The organism is Caulobacter sp. 17J80-11 (assembly GCF_014349105.1).
Classification (GTDB): domain Bacteria; phylum Pseudomonadota; class Alphaproteobacteria; order Caulobacterales; family Caulobacteraceae; genus 17J80-11.
On sequence record NZ_JACSJI010000014.1, the window covers coordinates 1 to 18,143 of the forward strand.

Annotated in this window: 19 protein-coding genes; 14 read left to right on the forward strand and 5 right to left on the reverse strand. The window is 62.4% G+C overall.

Annotated elements, in window-relative coordinates:
• Both H8B08_RS14000 and virB11 read left to right on the forward strand, forming a co-directional pair.
• Window positions 1-793 (forward strand): TrbI/VirB10 family protein (locus tag H8B08_RS14000; protein ID WP_222934490.1); only part of this gene is annotated, 793 nt, incomplete at its 5' end.
• Window positions 790-1,755 (forward strand): P-type DNA transfer ATPase VirB11, encoded by a 966-nt coding sequence (gene virB11 / locus H8B08_RS14005; RefSeq protein WP_187450816.1) that lies wholly within the window; start codon window positions 790-792, stop codon window positions 1,753-1,755. The genes H8B08_RS14000 and virB11, both read left to right, overlap by 4 nt.
• 3 nt (window positions 1,756-1,758) lie before the next feature.
• On the opposite strand, the gene H8B08_RS14010 is transcribed toward virB11, so the two are convergent.
• Window positions 1,759-3,810, reverse strand: coding sequence for an alkaline phosphatase (locus H8B08_RS14010; protein ID WP_187450817.1), 2,052 nt, complete (start codon window positions 3,808-3,810; stop codon window positions 1,759-1,761).
• Between the two features lie 348 nt (window positions 3,811-4,158).
• Window positions 4,159-4,359 (reverse strand): hypothetical protein, encoded by a 201-nt coding sequence (locus H8B08_RS14015; RefSeq protein ID WP_187450818.1) that lies wholly within the window; start codon window positions 4,357-4,359, stop codon window positions 4,159-4,161.
• Between the two features lie 377 nt (window positions 4,360-4,736).
• On the opposite strand from H8B08_RS14015, the gene H8B08_RS14020 reads away from it, so the two are divergent.
• From H8B08_RS14020 to H8B08_RS14030, 3 genes are all read left to right on the forward strand, one after another.
• Window positions 4,737-4,946 carry a cold-shock protein gene (locus tag H8B08_RS14020; protein WP_187450819.1) on the forward strand — a complete coding sequence of 70 codons (210 nt, stop codon included), beginning with the start codon at window positions 4,737-4,739 and terminating at the stop codon, window positions 4,944-4,946.
• Window positions 4,947-4,997: 51 nt separating this feature from the next.
• Window positions 4,998-5,180, forward strand: a complete 183-nt coding sequence (locus H8B08_RS14025; RefSeq protein WP_187450820.1) for a hypothetical protein — start codon at window positions 4,998-5,000, stop codon at window positions 5,178-5,180.
• Between the two features lie 760 nt (window positions 5,181-5,940).
• Window positions 5,941-7,119, forward strand: coding sequence for a site-specific integrase (locus tag H8B08_RS14030; RefSeq protein WP_187450821.1), 1,179 nt, complete (start codon window positions 5,941-5,943; stop codon window positions 7,117-7,119).
• Here H8B08_RS14030 and H8B08_RS19595 read toward each other — a convergent pair.
• Together H8B08_RS19595 and H8B08_RS14040 are read right to left on the reverse strand one after the other, a co-directional pair.
• Window positions 7,102-7,296 (reverse strand): helix-turn-helix domain-containing protein, encoded by a 195-nt coding sequence (locus tag H8B08_RS19595; RefSeq protein WP_187450822.1) that lies wholly within the window; start codon window positions 7,294-7,296, stop codon window positions 7,102-7,104. The two genes, H8B08_RS14030 and H8B08_RS19595, sit on opposite strands and share 18 nt — an antisense overlap.
• A 10-nt stretch (window positions 7,297-7,306) precedes the next feature.
• Window positions 7,307-7,717, reverse strand: a complete 411-nt coding sequence (locus H8B08_RS14040; RefSeq protein WP_187450823.1) for a hypothetical protein — start codon at window positions 7,715-7,717, stop codon at window positions 7,307-7,309.
• Window positions 7,718-8,043: 326 nt separating this feature from the next.
• On the opposite strand from H8B08_RS14040, the gene H8B08_RS14045 reads away from it, so the two are divergent.
• From H8B08_RS14045 to H8B08_RS14085, 9 genes are all read left to right on the forward strand, one after another.
• Window positions 8,044-9,255 carry an EVE domain-containing protein gene (locus H8B08_RS14045; protein WP_187450824.1) on the forward strand — a complete coding sequence of 404 codons (1,212 nt, stop codon included), beginning with the start codon at window positions 8,044-8,046 and terminating at the stop codon, window positions 9,253-9,255.
• Window positions 9,256-10,384: 1,129 nt separating this feature from the next.
• Complete coding sequence (locus H8B08_RS14050) at window positions 10,385-11,263, forward strand: hypothetical protein (protein WP_187450825.1); 879 nt, start codon at window positions 10,385-10,387, stop codon at window positions 11,261-11,263.
• 137 nt (window positions 11,264-11,400) lie between these two features.
• The gene (locus H8B08_RS14055; protein WP_187450826.1) at window positions 11,401-12,864 is read left to right on the forward strand and encodes a hypothetical protein; all 1,464 of its coding nucleotides are present in this window, start codon (window positions 11,401-11,403) and stop codon (window positions 12,862-12,864) included.
• 33 nt (window positions 12,865-12,897) lie between these two features.
• Window positions 12,898-13,269 carry a hypothetical protein gene (locus H8B08_RS14060; RefSeq protein ID WP_187450827.1) on the forward strand — a complete coding sequence of 124 codons (372 nt, stop codon included), beginning with the start codon at window positions 12,898-12,900 and terminating at the stop codon, window positions 13,267-13,269.
• 40 nt (window positions 13,270-13,309) lie between these two features.
• Window positions 13,310-13,978 (forward strand): hypothetical protein, encoded by a 669-nt coding sequence (locus tag H8B08_RS14065; protein ID WP_187450828.1) that lies wholly within the window; start codon window positions 13,310-13,312, stop codon window positions 13,976-13,978.
• Between the two features lie 119 nt (window positions 13,979-14,097).
• On the forward strand, window positions 14,098-14,415 hold the full coding sequence (locus H8B08_RS19475; protein WP_187450829.1) for an excalibur calcium-binding domain-containing protein: 318 nt from the start codon (window positions 14,098-14,100) through the stop codon (window positions 14,413-14,415).
• A gap of 750 nt (window positions 14,416-15,165) precedes the next feature.
• Window positions 15,166-15,432 carry a hypothetical protein gene (locus H8B08_RS14075; protein WP_187450830.1) on the forward strand — a complete coding sequence of 89 codons (267 nt, stop codon included), beginning with the start codon at window positions 15,166-15,168 and terminating at the stop codon, window positions 15,430-15,432.
• 35 nt (window positions 15,433-15,467) lie between these two features.
• Complete coding sequence (locus H8B08_RS14080) at window positions 15,468-15,800, forward strand: nucleotide pyrophosphohydrolase (RefSeq protein WP_187450831.1); 333 nt, start codon at window positions 15,468-15,470, stop codon at window positions 15,798-15,800.
• The gene (locus H8B08_RS14085) at window positions 15,800-16,996 is read left to right on the forward strand and encodes an HNH endonuclease (RefSeq protein ID WP_222934491.1); all 1,197 of its coding nucleotides are present in this window, start codon (window positions 15,800-15,802) and stop codon (window positions 16,994-16,996) included. The genes H8B08_RS14080 and H8B08_RS14085 overlap by 1 nt, the downstream gene beginning before the upstream one ends.
• Before the next feature lies 1 nt (window position 16,997).
• Here H8B08_RS14085 and H8B08_RS14090 read toward each other — a convergent pair whose 3' ends face one another.
• A complete protein-coding gene (locus H8B08_RS14090) occupies window positions 16,998-17,678 on the reverse strand; it encodes an HNH endonuclease (RefSeq protein WP_187450832.1) in 681 nt (226 codons plus the stop codon).
• Between the last annotated feature and the right edge of the window lie 465 nt (window positions 17,679-18,143).

Here is an 18,143-nt window from a genome sequence, read left to right on the forward strand (position 1 = left end):
GCCCCAGCCCGCGCCCGTGTCCGCGCCGACCCCCGCGCCCGTGGTGGTTTCGCCGGCGGTCGGCCCCGCCGCGCCGCCGCAGGCGGACCTGTCGCGCACCGGCGCCATGATCTTCGACAACTCTGCGCCGCCCGCGCCGAGCGCGCCGGCGTCGGCGGGGCAGGGAACGGCCGCCTCGGGCCTGAGCGCCGACGAACAGTTCGCCCTGCGGACGGGCGGCGACGGCGTGCCGGTCGCCCGCGCCTCGGTCCTGCCGCGCCCGGACTGGACCGTGGTGCAGGGCGCGGTCATTCCGGCCGTGCTGGAGACGGCGCTGAATTCCGACACCTCGGGCTACGCCCGGGCCATCGTCAGCCGCGACGTGCGCAGCTTCGACGGCTCGCGGGTGCTCGTACCGCGCGGCAGCCGCCTGATCGGCCAGTACCGCAGCGGCCTCAGCGCCGGCCAGTCGCGCGCCTTCGTGATCTGGAACCGCCTTGTGCGGCCGGACGGGAGCTCGATCCAGCTGGGTTCGCCGGCCATGGACGCCGAGAGCGCCGGCGGCCTCGCCGGGCAGGTCGACCGGCACTACGCCCAGCGCTACGGCGCGGCGGTCCTGCTGTCGCTGGTCTCCGGCCTGACGTCCGGCCTCGGCCGCTCGGGAGACACGGTGGTGGTCGGCGCGGGCGGGGCCCAGAGCGCCGCCGCCGAAGCGCTGCGCGCCGACGCCGCGATCCCGCCCACCGTGCGGGTGCCGCTGGGCACGCCGATCCAGGTGTTCGTCGCCCGCGACCTCGACTTCTCGCCGCAATGAGCCAGGTCGCGCCGCTGGAGGGCGTCTATCTGCGCAGCTACCTGCGGCCGTTCGCGCCGTGGCTGGAGCGGGACGACGTCACCGAGATCCTGGTCAACGCGCCGGGCGAGATCTGGGTCGAGATCGCCGGCCAGGGCGGCATGCGCCGCGTCGAGGCGCCCGAGGTGGACGACCGCCTGCTGGAGCGGCTGGCGGCCCAGGTCGCGCGCTACACCCACCAGGGCGTCAATCGCGAGAACCCGCTGCTGGCCGCCGTCCTGCCGGGCGGGGAGCGGGTCCAGATGGTCGGGCCGCCCGCCACCCGCGCCGGCTGGGCGCTGGCCATCCGCCGCCACGTGGCCGCCGAGGTGCCGTTGGAGGCGTTCGAACCGCCGGCCGACGCCGCAGGCGGCGACGGGCTCCCGGCGGACGTCGATCCGCGGAGCGCGCCGCTGGCCTGGCTGCGGGCGGCCGTGCGGGCGCGCAAGACCGTGCTGATCTCCGGCGGCACCTCCTCCGGCAAGACCACCTTCCTGAACAGCCTGCTGAGGCTGGTGCCGGCGGAAGAGCGGGTGGTGCTGGTCGAGGACACGCCGGAGATCGCCGTGGGCCAGCCGAACGCGGTGGGGCTGGTCGCGGTCAAGGGCGAGCTGGGCGAGGCGCGCGTCGGAGTCGAGGACCTGCTGCAGGCGGCGCTGCGGCTGCGGCCCGACCGGATCATCGTGGGCGAAATCCGCGGGCGCGAGGCCGCCACCTTCCTGCGCGCCATCAACACCGGCCACTCAGGCTCGTTCACCACCGTCCACGCCAACTCGCCCGAGGGCGCTCTGGAGCAGATCGCGCTGATGGTCATGCAGTCGGGGCTGGCGCTCGGCCGGGCCGACACCATCGCCTACGTCACCTCGCTGGTGGACGTGATCGTCCAGCTCCGCCGCGACGGCGGCCGCCGTTACGTCAGCGACCTGCGCGTCCTGCGGGGGTGAGGGTCAGACGGCCAGGCCCGGATCGCCTTCGAGGATTTCCTGCCTGAGTTGGGGGCGCTCGCCCGCCTTCCACAGCGATACGCGATGCGCCACGCGATAGCGCAGGGGGCCGCCGTCGTCCGTTGCGCTGCGTTCGAGCGGGATAGGGATGCAGACGAACTCGGTCTCGAGCTCATCTGGCGACGCCCGCACCGTCGTATAGCCGTGACCGGCGTGATCCACGAACTTGAGGTGCGGCGCCAGTTCCGGGTTACGCGCCGCGCGCGCCTGGTCGGCGTTCCCGGTTTCCTGGAGCAAGAGCGCGGACTTCACGCCGTGCATCAGGGTCATGCCCAGGCTGCACTCCATCGAGCCGTCCGGCTTGTCGTGGATGTAGAGGGCCCGCAGCGGCCGATCCTTAGGCATGGTGAGCTGCTGCACCTCGGCCGCGCCCTGGGCCGAGATCGAGCCGGTGATGAACTCGACGCCGACAGGATCGAAGGCGCGGGGAGGCAGGGTCTTGCTGGGGTAGCCGGCCCAGAAGGAATGCTTGTCGCCGGCCACGACGGTGAAGCCCGTGATCCCTTCCTGCCGGATCATGTCGAAGATCTCGGCGTGCTCGACGCCATAGGCGCCGCTCAGCACGCCGTATCCCGCGCCGGCCGGCCACTGGTCAGCGAACGCCGCCGGCAGGTTCTGGGGGTCGGTGCGCTGGGTGAGCGTGCCGAACGAATGGCCCCAGATCTTCCAGGGGGCCTTCGCGGCGCGCAGACGCTCCTTGAACCAGGCCATCTGCTCGAGGCCGAGATAGGCCTCGGGCGGCGCCTTCACATGCGGATTGGGGAACTCGAGCTCGCCGACGCGGATGGTGGCGGGGGGAGAGCCGCCCGCGTAGGCGCTGGCCTGATCCAGGATCTCCAGCATCGCCTCGGGCATGGCCCCGAACTTGATCTGCGGAAGCCCGCTGTAGTCGCCGCCGGGCGACATGAACGAGCGGTTGTCGGTCAGGATCATGTCGACGTTCCGGCCGTACCGGAACGCCCGCTTGATCTGCAGCGCGTTGATGGCGGCCAGGTTGTCCGGGTCCTGCCCGAGGCCGCGCGCGTCCAGCGTCCCGAGCGGCTTGTTGGCCACGCTCGGCGCCTCGAAGGCGTCGCCGCTGCCGGGCTTGCGGACCCGGGCCGGCTGATACTCGTACCAGGCCTGACTGGCCGCGACCTTGAGCTTCTGGGCCGAGCGGACCTCGGCGCCCACAGGTTGCTGGGTCTGGAAGGCGCGCCAGCTGAATTCGTGGTTGTCCCAGACGGGCACGAACGGCCACTGGGCGCGGGCCTCCTGCAGGTCCGGGTCGAGCAGATAGCCGCGATAGGCGGTGCGGTAGTCGTCCAGGTCGGTCGGGATGTGGAAGGCGCCGACCTTCTCGCCGTTCGGATAGCGCACGATGTCGCGCAGGCGCCGGCCCCGCTCCATGCCGCCCGGCCGCTCCTCGGGATACCAGACCAGCTCGTAGATGAAGTCGCCCAGGTGCAGGACGAAGCCCAGCTGCTCCTCGCGCGGCCGGCGGGCGTCCTCGTGCAGCATGCGCCGGTAGGCGTTCATGGCGCCCTGGGTGACGTCCTGGCAGCTGACGAAGGCGAAGCGGACCGGCCGGTCGTCGCCGTCGGCCGGCGCCGTCAGGGTGCGGCCGACCCGGCTGGTGTTCCCCGCCTCGTCGACGAAGCGATACCAGTATTCCCGCGCGGGCTTCAGCCCGGCCGCCAGAAAGCGGCAGGTCCAGTCCGTCGCCGCGGTGACCGCGACCTGGCCGCGCGCGACCGGTTTGCGGAACTGCGGATCGCTCGCGACCTCGACCGTCAGCCGGTGCGCGGCGACGCCGTCGTCCGGGGCGCGCCGCGTCCACAGGATCACGCTGTCCGGACGCGGATCGCCCGAGGCGACGCCCTGCGGATAGAGGTCGCGACGCTCGGCGCGCGCCACGACCTTCGCCTGGGCGGAGGTCCCCCCGAACGCCAGCGCCGCGCCCAGCGCCGCGGCCTGGGCGGCGAAGGCTCGCCGCGACAGTCCACTCTTATCCATGGTCGCCCCCGCCCGGACACACCGCTTCCTGTCGAGCGGTCGCTCCATCGTTCCCGACTTTCGCCCCCGGGCCGCAAGTTAACTTTCGTTCAGGCGGGCGGCGGGCTGCGAACCATCCGGGTTCGGATCGAAGGGAGGCGATGGGGGTGTGGAGCACTCGCCGGAATCCTGAGTGGCTTCAGCTCTCTGGTCCACGCAGTGCGGGGCTGGCCTTGGGGCGGTCCGACACGATCGCCTACGTCACCTCGCTCGTGGAGGTGATCGTCCAGTTCCGCCCCGACCGTGGCCGCCGCCAGCTCAGCAAGTTGCGGGTGCGGGGTGAGCGTGGGGGGCGCTTCCGCGGGGCCTTTAGGGATTGCGCTTCTCGCTCTGGGCGATCAATTGGTCGAACTCCTTGATGTGCCGTTTGAGCATGACGATTGCGCCTGCGCTGACGTTCTCGCCGTCCGAGTGCATTTGCATGCTCCCGGCTTCGAAGCGGTCGAGCTGGGTGATCAGCAGGTCCCGCAAATAGCGCCAGCGTTCGCGGATTTCGGCCGGAGTTTCCATGCCTCGATGATATGGGCTCGCGCGCTTAGGCGCCATGCTTGTCGACGGCCGCGTACTTCAAACTGAAACCCTACCCACCTGTACATTGCGTAATCGGCGGCCGTCGCGCCTTGCGTTTGCCCCGTGTGCGCGCGCATCGCAGCCGCTAAAGGGGCGCACTTTCAACGTTGAATTGTGCGTATTTCAGGCTTGCAAAAGATTTTCCTCGCGCTCGCCGGCCCGTTATGAGATTATCCTGTTATCGAATGTCGTTTTTGGTTCGGTTGCTCTTCACGCTTGTTCTTCGGATCGAGCCCGGGCCTACCTATCCCTCTCCGAAAATTTGATCTCTCGCGCCGTATATGGCGCGCGAAAACTCACACCTAAAAGGTATTCCTATGACGACCGGTACTGTGAAGTGGTTCAACTCCACCAAGGGCTTCGGCTTCATTCAACCTGACCAGGGCGGCGCGGACGTGTTCGTGCACATCAGCGCCGTGGAACGCGCGGGCCTCGGCTCGCTGCATGACGGTCAGAAGATCGGCTACGAAGTCGAACGTGATCAGCGCAGCGGCAAGATGTCCGCTGGCCAGCTGCAAGCGGCATAAGGGTTTAGGGCGCCGGGGAAGGGGAGCTCCCTTCCCTGGCTCCCCCCCACCATGACCCTTTCGACCATCGAACGTGCTTTTGAGCTGGCGCGCTCTGGCCAGGTCGCAAACCTGCCCAGCCTGAAGCGCCGGTTGAAGTTTGACGGCTATCGCGCCGTGGACGCCTTGCTTGCGCCACGCGCGCTCAGCGGCCACCTGGAAGCCATTTGCTCAGCCACGTTCAAGGCTCGCTAGTCTCCATTTCTCGTCAAGTCGACCAACTAAGAGCGCTAAGCAGCGCTCGGTTAGGCTGGAGCAAAATGTCGTTCACCACTGTCATTCGACCCCGCCGGCGCACCTTCGCCAACGCGCCCAGCAAACCTTCTGTCGAACCCAGCGGCAGAGCCGTGGTGCGTCCGATCCTGCATCTCAAGCCGGTGTCTGGCGCGTAGCACTCGCAACGAGTCACGCTGACCCAGGGGGCGCCAGCCATTGCGCATCGAATGGCTCGCGCTGGTGCAGCAGTAGGCGACTCCTAGGCTGAACCCGCGCCAGCGCCCCGGCGATGAGCGCGATCTCGGTCCAGCTGCGTTGCGGGTCAGGACCGCGGTAGCGGACCTGATCCGGGACGCCCTGAGGCGGCCGGGCCGGCAGTTGGGCGCACGGCAGAGCCTTCGCCGTCGCCCCGCTCAGGCCGCCGGTCCGAGCAATCCGGCGACCGCCGCCAGCAGAACGTCCATCGAGGGCGTTGTCAGGGGAATTCCGTTCTGCTGCCCGCAGGTGGCAGCGGCGCCACTCGAGACCCGTTACGGGTCTGAGTGGCGGTGAGAGAGTCCGTCGAACTAGCGTCCGTGGTGATCCGCAGGGGTCAATAAGTCGCTTGTAAACAAGGCCATTGCGCCGAACTGTCCATATCTGTCCGCATCGATCTGCGGCAAGCGCCCTAAATCTCTTAGGGCAAATTTTAGGGCGTTCGGGCTTGAGTGGGTGTTCCGGACGGGCGTAAAGCTTGGCCATGCGCGCCATCAATCGCCTTACTGCTCGGACAGTAGCCACGATCACGAAGAAGGGGCTGCACGCTGACGGTCTCGGCCTCTACCTGCGGGTCGATTCCGGGAAGCGCTGGGTCTTCATCTTCCAGTGGGAGGGGGCGCGGAAGGAGATGGGGCTAGGCTCCGCAGCGACCGTTTCCCTCGCAGAAGCCCGACAGTTGGCGCGGGACGCGCACGAACTGCGGAAGGCGGGAAAGAATCCCATCGAGGAGCGGCGCAAGGAGAAGGTTGCCCCGAAGACGTTCGGGGAGGTGGCGGAAGCGTTGCTGGACGACATTGAAGGCGGGTGGCGGAATGCGAAGCACCGCCAGCAGTGGCGCAATACCCTTCGCACCTACGCCACGACGTTCTGGAACGTGCCTGTGGACGCAGTCACCACCGATCAAGTGCTAAGGGCGTTGAAGCCTCTCTGGACTGAAAAGGCGGAAACGGCTCAGCGGTTTCGAGGCCGGGTGGAGCGGGTGCTGGATGCTGCCAAAGCTCAAGGGCTGCGCAGCGGGGAGAACCCGGCCCGATGGCGCGGCCACTTGTCGTTGCTTCTGCCCAAGCCTTCGCGGGTGAGCAGGCCCCACCACGCGGCCCTTCCGTTCGAAGAGATTCAGAGCTTCTTGGGGCGGCTTGGCGCTTTGAGTGCTGTCTCCGCGCGTGCGCTGGAATTCACGATCCTAACCGCAGCGCGTTCGGGCGAAACGCTTGGGGCGAAGTGGTCCGAAATCGATCTAGAGAAGCGGGTCTGGACCGTTCCCGCGGAACGCATGAAGGCTGGTGTTCAGCATCGTGTGCCCCTGACCGACAAGGCTGTGGCGCTGTTGGAAAGCGTTGCTGGGTTGGGCGAGGTGTATGTTTTTCCGGGCTCTAGGCCGGGGAAGCCGCTCTCCAATATGGCGATGGAGATGCTGCTTCGGCGCATGAAGGTAGCCGTGACGGTGCACGGCTTCCGCTCCACGTTCCGCGATTGGGCGGGCGAAACTACTGACTTTCCGAGAGAGACCGCGGAAGCCGCCTTGGCTCACAAGGTGGGTGACGAAGTCGAGCGCGCTTATCGGCGGGGTGACGCCCTAGAGAAGCGTCGCAAGCTAATGGATGCGTGGGCGTCGTATTGCTATGGCGCACAGGAGGCTCCCCTATTGGCTGCCCAGTAGGGCTTCGAGGTCTTCACAGGGAATGAGAGCGCGGCCTGCGACCTTCACGATCCGGAGTTTTCCCTCGTTCCGAAGCTCGTAGAGGGTGGAGCGGCTTAGGCCGATAGCCTTGGCCGCGTCGTTCACCCGATATGCGAGGGGGCGGGGCGACCCGCTCATGTGATGCAGCTTCTCCATCGAGCGCCCCTTACTTCTTCAGCTCGAAGCGGAAAGCCATGACGGTGCCGTCCTCGTAGAATGCCGCCTCGTCAGGGCGGCTGTTCCAGCCTCGGGCTTCGAACTCCATGCTGGTTTTGATCGCGCCTTGGATGGTCTCGATGTAGGCGCGCTTTTGAAGGTGCTTGTCATTGTAGGCGCGGGCGAACGCTTCGGTTTGCTTCCGCACTTCCGAGGGTTTCTTTCCCTCGCCGGTTAGGCGTCGAACCATGATGGCCACGACGTATTGCGCCGTCCATGACGCGCATTCGGCGGGGATCAGGCACAGCGGCTCCAGAGTGGCCGGGTCAAAGTAGCACTCGGCCCAGCCTAGCTTTCGCTCGACGGTCGGGTGGTAGGGGTAGGGGTTCGCTCTGGTTCGTTTGGTGTTTTTCGGCGGCATTGCCTTGCTCCTGAAATGCAAAAAGCCAAGGGAGTTATCCCTCGGCCCGCGGTCGTTAGTAGTTTTGTCCAGTTTCTGATTAGTAGTTTTCTTTGATCTTTTACGTCATCACTTGTATTCCGTCGCGCTCCCGGCCCGTGTCGGCCGCGTCGGTGAATTGGCGCATGACGGGCCTGCTGTCAACTCGGCCGCGACTGCTTTGCGCAGATAAGTTTTATTAGTCGTTTGTATTCTTCGGGCCGCGTTTGGGGTGGCGCAGCATCTGCGGCTCTGGCGGGTGGTTTTGCTGGTCATTTGCGCTAAGCTCGGCGTGTCGGAGGGGGCTCATGCAGCGCACTTGGCTATTTCAGGGAAACCCGGAGCGGTTCGATCTGACGGGCTTCTTTGCGTCTAAGCCCGCTGAAACCGACTGGTCGGTGAGCCGCTACAAGGACGAGATTGCAGTCGGGGATCGCGTGTTCATTTGGCGCTCGGGGAACAGCAAAGCCGAGCCCGGTGGCGTGATCGCGGAGGCGGTCGTGTTGGAGGGGCCGCGGTTGAAGGCGGACTCCGGTCCTGCGCAATGGTGGCGCAGCCCGACAGAGGGCGACGACGTCAAGTTGCGCGCGCGCCTTGGCATTCGGCGGATCGTCGGAAAGAAGACGATGATCAAGCGCGACTGGCTGAAGGGCGATCCGGCTTTCCATGATCACCTGATCATGCAGATGCCGAACCACACGACGTTCAAGGTCGAGGGGGCGCATCTAGAGCGGTTGGATCGGCTCTGGGCGAATGTCGGAAGTGATTGGACCTATGCCGAATGCGTCGCGGGGCTCTGGGCCTACGTCGAGACGCATGGTGGTCCTATCTCCGAGCTTCCGGGCTCCACCGTTGCAAACGTTGCAATGCTCATCGGGCGTCCGGTGTCGGGGGTCTACAACAGGGTGATGAACTACCGCTCCCTTGATCCCCGTGATGCGCGCAAGGGGTTCGACGGTGGAGGCGATCAAGCTGAATTCGTCTGGGACGAGTTCTATGACGTTGCCGGGGCCGAGCTACGCGCCGCCGCCGTGAGGGCCGAGTTCGCCCGTCTGTGGGGTTCTGCCGATCCTGTCCCGGTGGACGAGGGCCTGCTTCGGAAGCGGGTCGAGGAAGAGGCGGAGGAGCTGGCCGTCAGTCTTTCGCTTGAGGACCTTTTGAACCGCTACGGTGCTTCTAAGGGTAAGCGCGGCAGGAAGCCCGCTAGTCGAACTGCGAAGACGCGCTCTTATGAGCGAGACCCCCTAGTCGGTGCGATTGCGCGGCGTCGGTCCGGCTTCACCTGCGAGGTTTCGGGTTGCTCAATCCCGCTATTTATCGGAACCGATGGCGTGCCCTACGTTGAGGTGCACCACATTCGGACCTTGGCCGATGGAGGCGAGGACACGCCTGAAAACGTCGCCTGCCTCTGTCCTGCGCACCACCGGGAAATCCATTTTGGGAAGGCTGCTGCGGTTCTGACGGCGGCTTTGAGAAAGCTGCGTGGCTTGCCGGACGAGTGCCCTGAAATGGCGGCCTGACCTGCCCCTATTGCAAACGTTGCATCCTGCGGGGATGCGAGGGGAATGGTGGGGTAAAGTTGGCCTGAGCGAGATTACCTTTGCCCCTCTCGGGGGAGGGCTCAACCCCTTTATCCGTAAGGGTTTGTTCTGGATTATGGGTGTCTCTTTCCAGTGATATTTCGTTCGCCAGTCTGTCGAAGATTTCTCGACTATGCGCTGACTATGCGGGGCGGCTGAGCTTCGGTTTTCTGGAAATGCGTAGCCATCACGGCTCAAGAATGAGCCGCGACGGTATGTGCGTTCGTAATGCAATGGTCTCGGGATCGGTCCGTTTCGGGATTCTACAGTGCGGTCGAGTGCCGAGGCCGGTTCTCGCGCTAGCGCGAGGTTGGCTCGATTGAGCGGAGCGGGATGAATTCGTGGCTCCAGACGACGTTCTCACCGCTCGTCAGGTCCGTTTCCTTTGAGCAGTAGCGGACCCAGCCTTCAGCGTCGTGAAGGGGATCGATCCTCAGGGAGCCGTTCTCAATCAGCCTCCCAAATTCGGCCTGATACTCCCGCACAACCCCATCGAAGCCCCACCGGGCGATGTCGTCTTCTGGGAGGCGGATGAGGCCATGATAGTGCGGGTGCCCGTCTCGAAACTTCTCAGGGGCGACCTGAAGGTGAAGGCGGCTCTCTGGGGGCTTTTGATAAAACCGACCGCCTAGTCGGCGTTGATCGATGCGGCGGGCGAGTTCTCGAATTGTGTCGCGGGACGCTTGGGGGCTGATGTAATTTCTATTGAATACGATAGATATTGCTGCGGGATTGGGTGTGAACCACTCCACGAAGCCCGAAGTGAGGCTCTGTTTATTCAGTGTTGTAACTCATAATGTATCTTTGACTCGCGGTTTACGCGCGAGGTTTACTGGTCAATTTTTCGCATTTGACCACGTATTCGCGAAAATGTCAATATCTCCGCCGCGGTTTGCTAGAATTCGCGGTGCAAATACTGCAAGATTTTTGATCGCGTTTAGACCTTCCCCAGAAAAGGGGGGTGGGGCCGAGATTGCTGGGGTTCGGCTGTCGCGCAGCGCGGTGAAGGGCTGGTTGCCGCCGTACACGGCGAAGGGCATCAAGGCTCTCGCAAGGATTGAGAGGCGACATGCCCAAGCCAACGAAGGCCGTCCAGTCGGCGACGCTTCCGCAGTACCAAATGTCGCCTGCATTCATGGAGCGCTTCATTGATGCTGCCCATTCGGAAAACGCCGAAATCGAGCGCTCGCAAAACGCAAAAGGCATAAAGTTGGTTGATGGGTCGGAGATTTCCGCCGACTCTCTTGACTATTTCTTGGATAAAAAGGCCGAAATGGAGGCCGAGTTTTTATCTGATCTAACAGATGAGATTGGCTCTACCAAGGCTGTGTGGTTTTGCGACGTTATCGCGAAGGACTGGTACGACGGAAAAGGGTTGCGAAATGGACCCAGAGTTCTTGATGTAAAGCTCAGTGTCCGCGAATGGCTTGTTAGCCGTTTGCGGAGCGGTGCGTCTCTCGGTGACGTTGTCGTACATCCAGAGATAAACTGTAGCGCCAATCCAACATTATCTTCTGATGAGGTGGATAAAATCCTTTATGTGAATCACCGCATGTTGATCAAGCATGTGGAGGCATGGAAAGATGTTCATGAGAATGCCCAGTTTATCAGCGACGACGATATATTCTTGCGTCGCGGTCTTTGCCTCACAGGTCCGATTGACACCAGCCTCCCGTATAAGGAGTGGGACTACGTCAATTCGTACTCAATCGCCTTTAGCGCGCCAGAGAAATTCGCGCAGATGACCCGGGGCGGTACTCCTGCAATCGTGAACGGTGATCTTCACCTTTTCGACCACCGGGTGCTCTTCTTCTCCCCATTCGTTCCGGGCATGGCTGTGGGGCAGTTGGAGTTCGGTGTGATCCCGGGGCGGTCGCCGGAGCCAATCAAGCACCAAGGCGAACACGGGGGAATTCAGGAGTACGTCATTGGTGAGCGGCCCGACTGACCCCGCGCTCGAAGGTGGGGTGAAGGTGGTGGGGGCTCGTGGCCGCGCGTTCCCTTGAGTTGAAGTGGGGCCGGTCCTACCGTCACGGTTGGGCGTGAGTCGCCTGCTACCTCTTCCTCTCAACGCGAGAGCGGCACATGTCCGGCAAGCGCATTGGCGTCACGTTCGCTGATCAGTTTGGGATTCCAGAAGACTGGCTGAAACAGAAGGGCGTTTTCAATCCGACCTTGGATTTTGACGCTCCCCTCTACATTGACCCCTTTTTGCTCCCGGACAGCAGGCAGAAAGAGTTTTCATCCTGCGCTTTTGAGGCATACGAGGCCCACTTCGCCGAAATCCACCGGCTTCTGATGCTCTCGGTTCAGCCCGGCGATAAGGCGTGGGCTGCCGCGCTGAAGCGATTTCGCTTTCGGGAATCCGCGGGGATGGGCGGCACCTGCCTCGGATATACGAAGCACGGCACGAAGGGGCGCGGGTGGGGGCCTGTGCTTTCGGGGCGGGCGCTCCATTGGGCGAAGGGCGTAATCGACCTAGGCGTCAAAGACCCGGAAATGTTCTCGTCAATGTCGCTGTTTGAGGACGGGGTTGGCCCTGACTTGATCAGCGATATGGTCACGAATATCGCGCTCGAATGCATTTTGAAATTCAATGACCGCATATATCGCGAGCTTGAGGCTGAGCTTGGGATTTCAATTGGCAGGGATGCCTATCAGCTAAATTCGTTCTCTGCCGAACTTCCAAAGAACCCATTCTCCAATACGGGTGATCCTGTCATCCTAGTCGCGGATGATGTGCTCAAGTTCCTTCCACTAATGGAAGACCCTCGCCAACTCCCAAAGTTGATCCAGCACAACGAACAACTTCGCGATAGGGTCAACAATCATATCGGCGAAATATTCAAAATTCGCACCAAGAGGGAGCGTGATGCGATCCGGCGGAGGGCAATGGTCGACGCAAATGCGTTTCAGACCTTGCTTGATCTGCTGAAAATCTTGGAAAAAGCCCCTTACGACATATACAAGGACCCGCAGGGCCTTGTGCAGTGGAGTTCGATTGCAAAGGACTATGCCTCGGTCTTCGACTTGAAGATCGACGACGATCAGGCGTTGCCGCGAATTGAGCGCATTGATCGCGTGTGCGGAGCCATCATCCAGCAATTTACCGAGTTGGTTGAGGATCGACGGCTGTGGCGCGTGTTCTATGTTGATGGCAAGCCGCGCCACGAGCGGTTTGCCCAGCTTCTGTTCCTCGCAATTGCTGTTTCTTATTGCGATGCGAATGGGCTGGACATTTCTCCAGAGTCCGATGCCGGTGCGGGGCCGGTGGATTTCAAATTCTCGGTCGGTTCAGAGAGGGTGTTGGTTGAGATAAAGCTCTCAACAAATAGCAGCGTTGTGTCGGGATATACAAAACAACTTGACGCATACAACAAAGCGGAGCGTGCGAAGCGCGGTCACTACGTGCTTATCGATGTTGGTGAGATTGGGGAAAAATGGGATCGGCTCCGGGAAATAGCGGCTGCAAATCCCGATTTTGCGAAGTACCGAAAGCTGCATCTTGTTGATGGAACGGTCCGGGAGTCCGCAAGTAAGCTAAAGTAACGTTGCCTTACCGATAGATGGTTGGAGCCGGTTATGCCTCGGGAGGTGCATTGGGTCGCCCGGCACGACGGTGATGCCGTCGTCTGGGTGGACATGGCGAAATTCGAGCAGGCTTGGAGCGGGGTGGCGGCGCAGTACGTTGGCAAAGGTGGGCGTGGCCCCACATCCGACAGCTTTTCGAAGTATCGAAAGTTCGGGCAATGGTTCGCCGCTACCGCCCGCCCTGTCGAAATGGCGGAAGTGTTCCTGAATGGCGGGTTTCCGGAGTTTTCAAATGGCCGCCATCGGGTCGCGTGGCTAAGGGATCACGGCCTCCGTGCTTTCCCGCTGGCGACCAATCCTGACCTAGCGGCGGAGTTCACCGAACGCTTTGGCACGGCTATCCGCTCTTCGGTTCTGCTGTAAGAGCAGGGTTCGATTAGGTGGTCCTAGACGGGGATGGTGCGTGGACGAGACGGCGGAGCGGGTGCGGACCCAAGGCCATCGCTCGCTTGAAGAGCGACTTGCTCGTATCGAGGCGCAGACGAAGGAATTCCTCCAATCGGCAAAGGTGCTGATGGAGGAGAGTCCGTCAATTTACAGCACTGACTTCTTTGTGCTTGGTGCGCTTAGGCGGTTGCTTGCTGTTTCGGCGGGATTTCAGTCGCTTATCCGATCGCGCAATTTTCTCTGCGCGGCACCGCTTCTCAGGATGCAGATCGATACGGGCATGCGTGTTTATGCGTTGTCGCTCGTTGAGCGCCCGGACCGCGTTTGCGACGCGATATTCGATGGTAAGCCGCTGAATAAGGTAAAGGACCGGGAGGGCGTCTTCCTCAGTGACGCCTATCTCGTTAGGCGTCTGGGTAAGCAATATCCTTGGATTGTTGAGGTGTACAAACAGGCGTCTGGATTTGTACACTTATCTGAGCGCCATTTTTACGCTGCAATACACTCGACTAACGATGTCGAGCGCGAGGTTCGATTCCGTATTTCGGAAACTGATGGTGATAGACATGAGTCGGAGTACTATGATGTCGTGGACGCATTCTTCGCGGCCACGAAAGTCTCCGGGATGGTGATCTGCACCTATCTTGCTTCTAAGGCGCGCCCTGCCGAGGTCTCGGCTCCGTAGCGAACCAATTTTCTAGGCGAGCGTACCTCTGTCATCTCGGCTTCGCGTGTGACCTTGCCATCATCTCGCAAAGGTAGTGATGTGCAGCTTCCGGTTTCGCTTGCTCGGGGAGGGCGCGCATGTGGAAGCTTGGAGTTCTCGTCGGTGTCCTGCTGCTAGGCGTACCGGCTGCACCAGCCGTAGCGCATCCGGGTGGCCTCAACAGCGAGGGCTGCCACAACAACAGGAAGACCGGTGACTACCATTGTCACCGTAAGCCTGCGGCGCAGCCTGCTTCGTCGTCCTCGCAATCGTCCTCTAGCCGCTCTGGGGGTGGAAGCCGCCCTTACGCGAACTGTGCGGCTGCTAGGGCTGCTGGCGCTGCTCCTGTCTATCGCGGCGATCCGGGCTACGGGCCGCACCTTGATCGGGACAATGACGGCATCGGGTGCGAGTGAGGGGAGGTAGGCTATGCGTGTGGTGGCTCTTGTGTTGAGCGTGCTGGCTTTGGGATGCGCTTCGGTGCCTTCAGCAGCGCAGGTCGGGAACGTCCCGACAGACGAGCAGCTACTTGCCGCGTGGGACTCCGCCAACTCCAAGTGTCGGGGCTCGTCTGACCCGAAGGTGTATGAACGCGCTTGCGAGCAACGCGAGGATTTGTCCGCCAAGCTGGCTAAGCGGGGGTTCTGCTACGGCAAGAAGACGGACAAAGGGGGCTATGAGGCCAACTGGCACCGCTGCACGCCTGAATCCTGTGGGATCGTCGATTGTTGAGGCGGGTCGCTAGCCTAACGGCGCTCCTGAGCCTCGCCGTCTGCGGCGCGGCGTCTGCTGATCCATGCGCGGCAAAGTTGCCGCCTGCGGGAACCACCGCTCATGGCGAGGTTCGCTATGTCGGCGATGGGGACAGTCTTTGCATCGGGCGCACGTCCAATCCCGCGGAATGGGTCGAGATTCGCTTGGCGGACTTCAACGCCCCGGAGCTAAGCGAGTCGGGGGGCTCGGAGGCCAAGGCTACGCTGGTGCGGCTCGTGATGGGCCGTGATGCGGTCTGTCGAGTCGTGGGCCGTAGCTATGATCGTGCTGTTGCTCAATGCAGCGTAAATGGGCAGCCGGTGGGGGCTCTCATGCGGAGCGCCGGGGTTGCCGAAGGCGGGCGCTGAGCTACGGCGGAGCCGCCGAATGGGGATCACAGAGCGGGGGCGAAAGTGCAATTCACCACTATCGAGCTAATTGAGATTGGTTTGGTCACCACGATGATCGTGGGCGTTGCGGGGCTCGTGCTGAACCGTGTCCTTACCGGTAAGGGTATCGGGGTCCGGAATATTCAATTCGTGGCGGTCGCCACGATAGTGCCGGGCCTCATTTTGCTGACGATGATGGGTAAAATCGGCGGCGAGACCACGGCAGCGATTTTCAGCGCCACAGTCGGCTATCTCTTTGCGCAGATAGCGAAGTTTGATGAGCGCGAGTAGGTGTTCCGGCCTAGCGCAGGCAGCGAGGGTTTGGTGTGGAGCATCTGATCCAGAAGCTTAGGCAGTTTCGCGACGAGCGTAACTGGCAGCAGTTCCATACGTCGAAGGACTTGGCCGTTTCGGTGAGTATCGAAGCGGCGGAGCTGTTGGAGCTGTTTCAGTGGCGCTCCGAAGCCGAGCCTGACACGCCTGATCTGATTGAACGCGCTCGCGGGGAGGCGGCTGACGTTTTCCTGTACCTCCTCCTGCTTTGCGACGGGCTCGGGATCGACCTTGAGGCTGCCGCTGTGGCGAAGATCGCGAAGAACGAGGAGCGGTTCCCAGTCAGCAAGTCGTTTGGTGTCGCGAAGCCGGGAAACGAGCTGTGATGATCGCCGCCGAAGACTTCGCCGTGCTCGTGAAGTGGAAGAACGCGCCATCATATGCCTTTGGGCGGGTGGGCGAAGTTGGCGTCGTTTCAGACGACGAGAAAGAAGCGTTCTGGCGGGTCTATAGCGCGCTTATGGCCGCTGCGGAGCATGCCAAAGATATTCACGGCGATGCCGCGCGCCTTTCCGTGAAGCGGATGAATTACTCGCGCGTGCGCGGGTCTCGGGGGCATCGTCCTAAGGACCTCTGGGCGTCGATTTGCGCCGAAGGTGCAGAGGTCTTCGAGGGCAAGCCTCAAGTCTATGCGATCGCGTCGCACCGGGGGCTTGAGGTCGGATTTGCGGCCTCGATTAGCGAAGACGACTACTTTGATGACGCCTCCAAGGAGCGAAATAGGGCTGTAATCCCCTTCATCAACGCGAAGCTCCCGTCGCCCACCGAGTCGTTGACCGCAGCTCTTGATGCGCGGCTGACGGCTGATGGTGACTGGCACTTCAACAGCAAGACCCGGTTGGTTCCGGGGCAAGCTGGCTTTGGCGAGTTCTCTTCCGCCGCACAGCTATTCGCGCATTTGAAGGCGAAGGGTGATGAGGCTGGCGGAGGCGTGATTTGCCGCTTCTATCCGGCCACCGATCTCCATGACCTTGACCTCAAGGCTCAGTTCGCTGCAGCTCTGGATGTGTTCGCCCCATTGCTGGCCCGTTGCGCCCCCACTCCGTGGGACATTCAGGTGCGGCAAGAGCAGGCAGGCGTCAGCGCCGCAGGCGACGCCATCATTGTCGAGCCGGATAGCGAAGAGGACGGGCGAAAGAGGGTGCTCGCGGAGATCGCTCGTCGGCAGGGGCAAAAGGCGTTCCGAAACGGCTTGATTGACGCTTATGGGGGAGCGTGCGCGATCTCAGGGACGGCTGTGCTTGATGTCCTTCAGGCCGCCCATATCAGCCCGTATAACGGGCCGAAGACCAACCATGTCAGCAACGGGCTTCTTCTCCGGGCTGACTTGCACACGCTCTTCGACCTGAAGCTGCTCACGATCAATCCCAACACCATGCGGGTCTCAGTTTCGCCGCTACTGCACGGAACGCCTTACGGGGAGTTCCACGACTTGGCGCTCCGGACCCCTGACAACGCTGGTCAAAAGCCCAGCACCGCTGCGCTGACCAAGCACTTTGCAACGGCTGTTGGTGGCAAGTGACCTATCGTTGAGCGGCAGTTGCCTTTGAGCGCGGAAAGCGAAATTTGAACCCGCGGCCATGTGCTTCTTCGTGGCAATCGAAGCATAGCGTTACGCCGTTGTTGAGGTCGTAGCGAAGTTCAGGGTGCTCTTTCCAACGCTTGATGTGATGTGCATGCAGGTGGGTCTGCGAGCCGCATTTCACACAACGCCAACCGTCTCGGCTTTTTACCGCGCGGACCCATGCTTTTGCGCGATAGCGATTCCGATCTGGATCAACCGTAGGCTGGCCACCCTTCCAGTTCGGATTGTCCGCTCCAAGAAAGCGGTCCTTTTTCGCTGTCGACATTTTTTGGCGGGCGTCGTCCGTCGCTCGGGTGTGGCCTTTTTCCGAGCCGCGTGACCGGCGCTCGATGCCGTGGCGTTCAAGCCAAGTGCACACAATGCGAGGAGAGCATCCGATCAGTGCTGCGATCTCAGGCGTGCTCTTGCGTTCGGTGATGTAGCGAGCCTTCAGCCACTCAACGTCATCGAGCAATGGGTTGTGCGGTTCCCCCGTGCCGCGCAGTGTGACGCCAGCGTTGTGCAGATACCGGAGCAGCGTGCGGTAGGGCACGTTGAGCCGCTGTCCAATTTGGCGCGAGGTCAGTCCCTCCACCGTGTAGAGGCGGACGAGTTCGGCGATATCGACGTTGTGGCGCATCGGTAGCGGTTGTGGCTCAGGGGGCCTATTCAACCTGCACAACGCGAATGGGTTTCGAGTCGCCTAGAGCGGATTGAGAAGGGGCTTCCCGAGAGGGCTCGCGCCACCGCTTTGGATCGCTCTTTCGAGCGCGAATGCGGAACTTGGTGAAGGGCAGGCGGCCCATCTAAAGCCAAGCTCCTCCCGGACGTAGTTTCGGGTCTCTCGATCTAGCGACAGTTTGCCTTCAGCGACTTCCCCCAGTCGGTTTCCTAGGCGAGGCAGCACCAGTCGGTCACAGACATAGATGCAGAATTGGTCGCCCGAACGTGCGCCCGAGGCGTGGGACTCCAATCGTCCGTAAGGCCCCTTGGAGGCAGGCGAGGGCGAGAGGCTTCGTCCTGCCATGCCGACGTATAGGAACGCTCCATCCCGACGCCAGACAGTATAGACGAGCGACCCGGTCCTAGGGACGGTCGGGTGTGG

Excerpts from the sequence above, each read along its gene's own strand:
- virB11 (WP_187450816.1), top strand. The coding sequence starts at position 790 with ATGAGCCAGGTCGCGCCGCTGGAGGGCGTCTATCTGCGCAGCTACCTG.
- H8B08_RS14010 (WP_187450817.1), bottom strand. The coding sequence starts at position 3,810 with ATGGATAAGAGTGGACTGTCGCGGCGAGCCTTCGCCGCCCAGGCCGCG.
- H8B08_RS14015 (WP_187450818.1), bottom strand. The coding sequence starts at position 4,359 with ATGGAAACTCCGGCCGAAATCCGCGAACGCTGGCGCTATTTGCGGGAC.
- H8B08_RS14020 (WP_187450819.1), top strand. The coding sequence starts at position 4,737 with ATGACGACCGGTACTGTGAAGTGGTTCAACTCCACCAAGGGCTTCGGC.
- H8B08_RS14025 (WP_187450820.1), top strand. The coding sequence starts at position 4,998 with ATGACCCTTTCGACCATCGAACGTGCTTTTGAGCTGGCGCGCTCTGGC.
- H8B08_RS14030 (WP_187450821.1), top strand. The coding sequence starts at position 5,941 with ATGCGCGCCATCAATCGCCTTACTGCTCGGACAGTAGCCACGATCACG.
- H8B08_RS19595 (WP_187450822.1), bottom strand. The coding sequence starts at position 7,296 with ATGGAGAAGCTGCATCACATGAGCGGGTCGCCCCGCCCCCTCGCATAT.
- H8B08_RS14040 (WP_187450823.1), bottom strand. The coding sequence starts at position 7,717 with ATGCCGCCGAAAAACACCAAACGAACCAGAGCGAACCCCTACCCCTAC.
- H8B08_RS14045 (WP_187450824.1), top strand. The coding sequence starts at position 8,044 with ATGCAGCGCACTTGGCTATTTCAGGGAAACCCGGAGCGGTTCGATCTG.
- H8B08_RS14050 (WP_187450825.1), top strand. The coding sequence starts at position 10,385 with ATGCCCAAGCCAACGAAGGCCGTCCAGTCGGCGACGCTTCCGCAGTAC.
- H8B08_RS14055 (WP_187450826.1), top strand. The coding sequence starts at position 11,401 with ATGTCCGGCAAGCGCATTGGCGTCACGTTCGCTGATCAGTTTGGGATT.
- H8B08_RS14060 (WP_187450827.1), top strand. The coding sequence starts at position 12,898 with ATGCCTCGGGAGGTGCATTGGGTCGCCCGGCACGACGGTGATGCCGTC.
- H8B08_RS19475 (WP_187450829.1), top strand. The coding sequence starts at position 14,098 with ATGTGGAAGCTTGGAGTTCTCGTCGGTGTCCTGCTGCTAGGCGTACCG.
- H8B08_RS14085 (WP_222934491.1), top strand. The coding sequence starts at position 15,800 with ATGATCGCCGCCGAAGACTTCGCCGTGCTCGTGAAGTGGAAGAACGCG.
- H8B08_RS14090 (WP_187450832.1), bottom strand. The coding sequence starts at position 17,678 with ATGCGCCACAACGTCGATATCGCCGAACTCGTCCGCCTCTACACGGTG.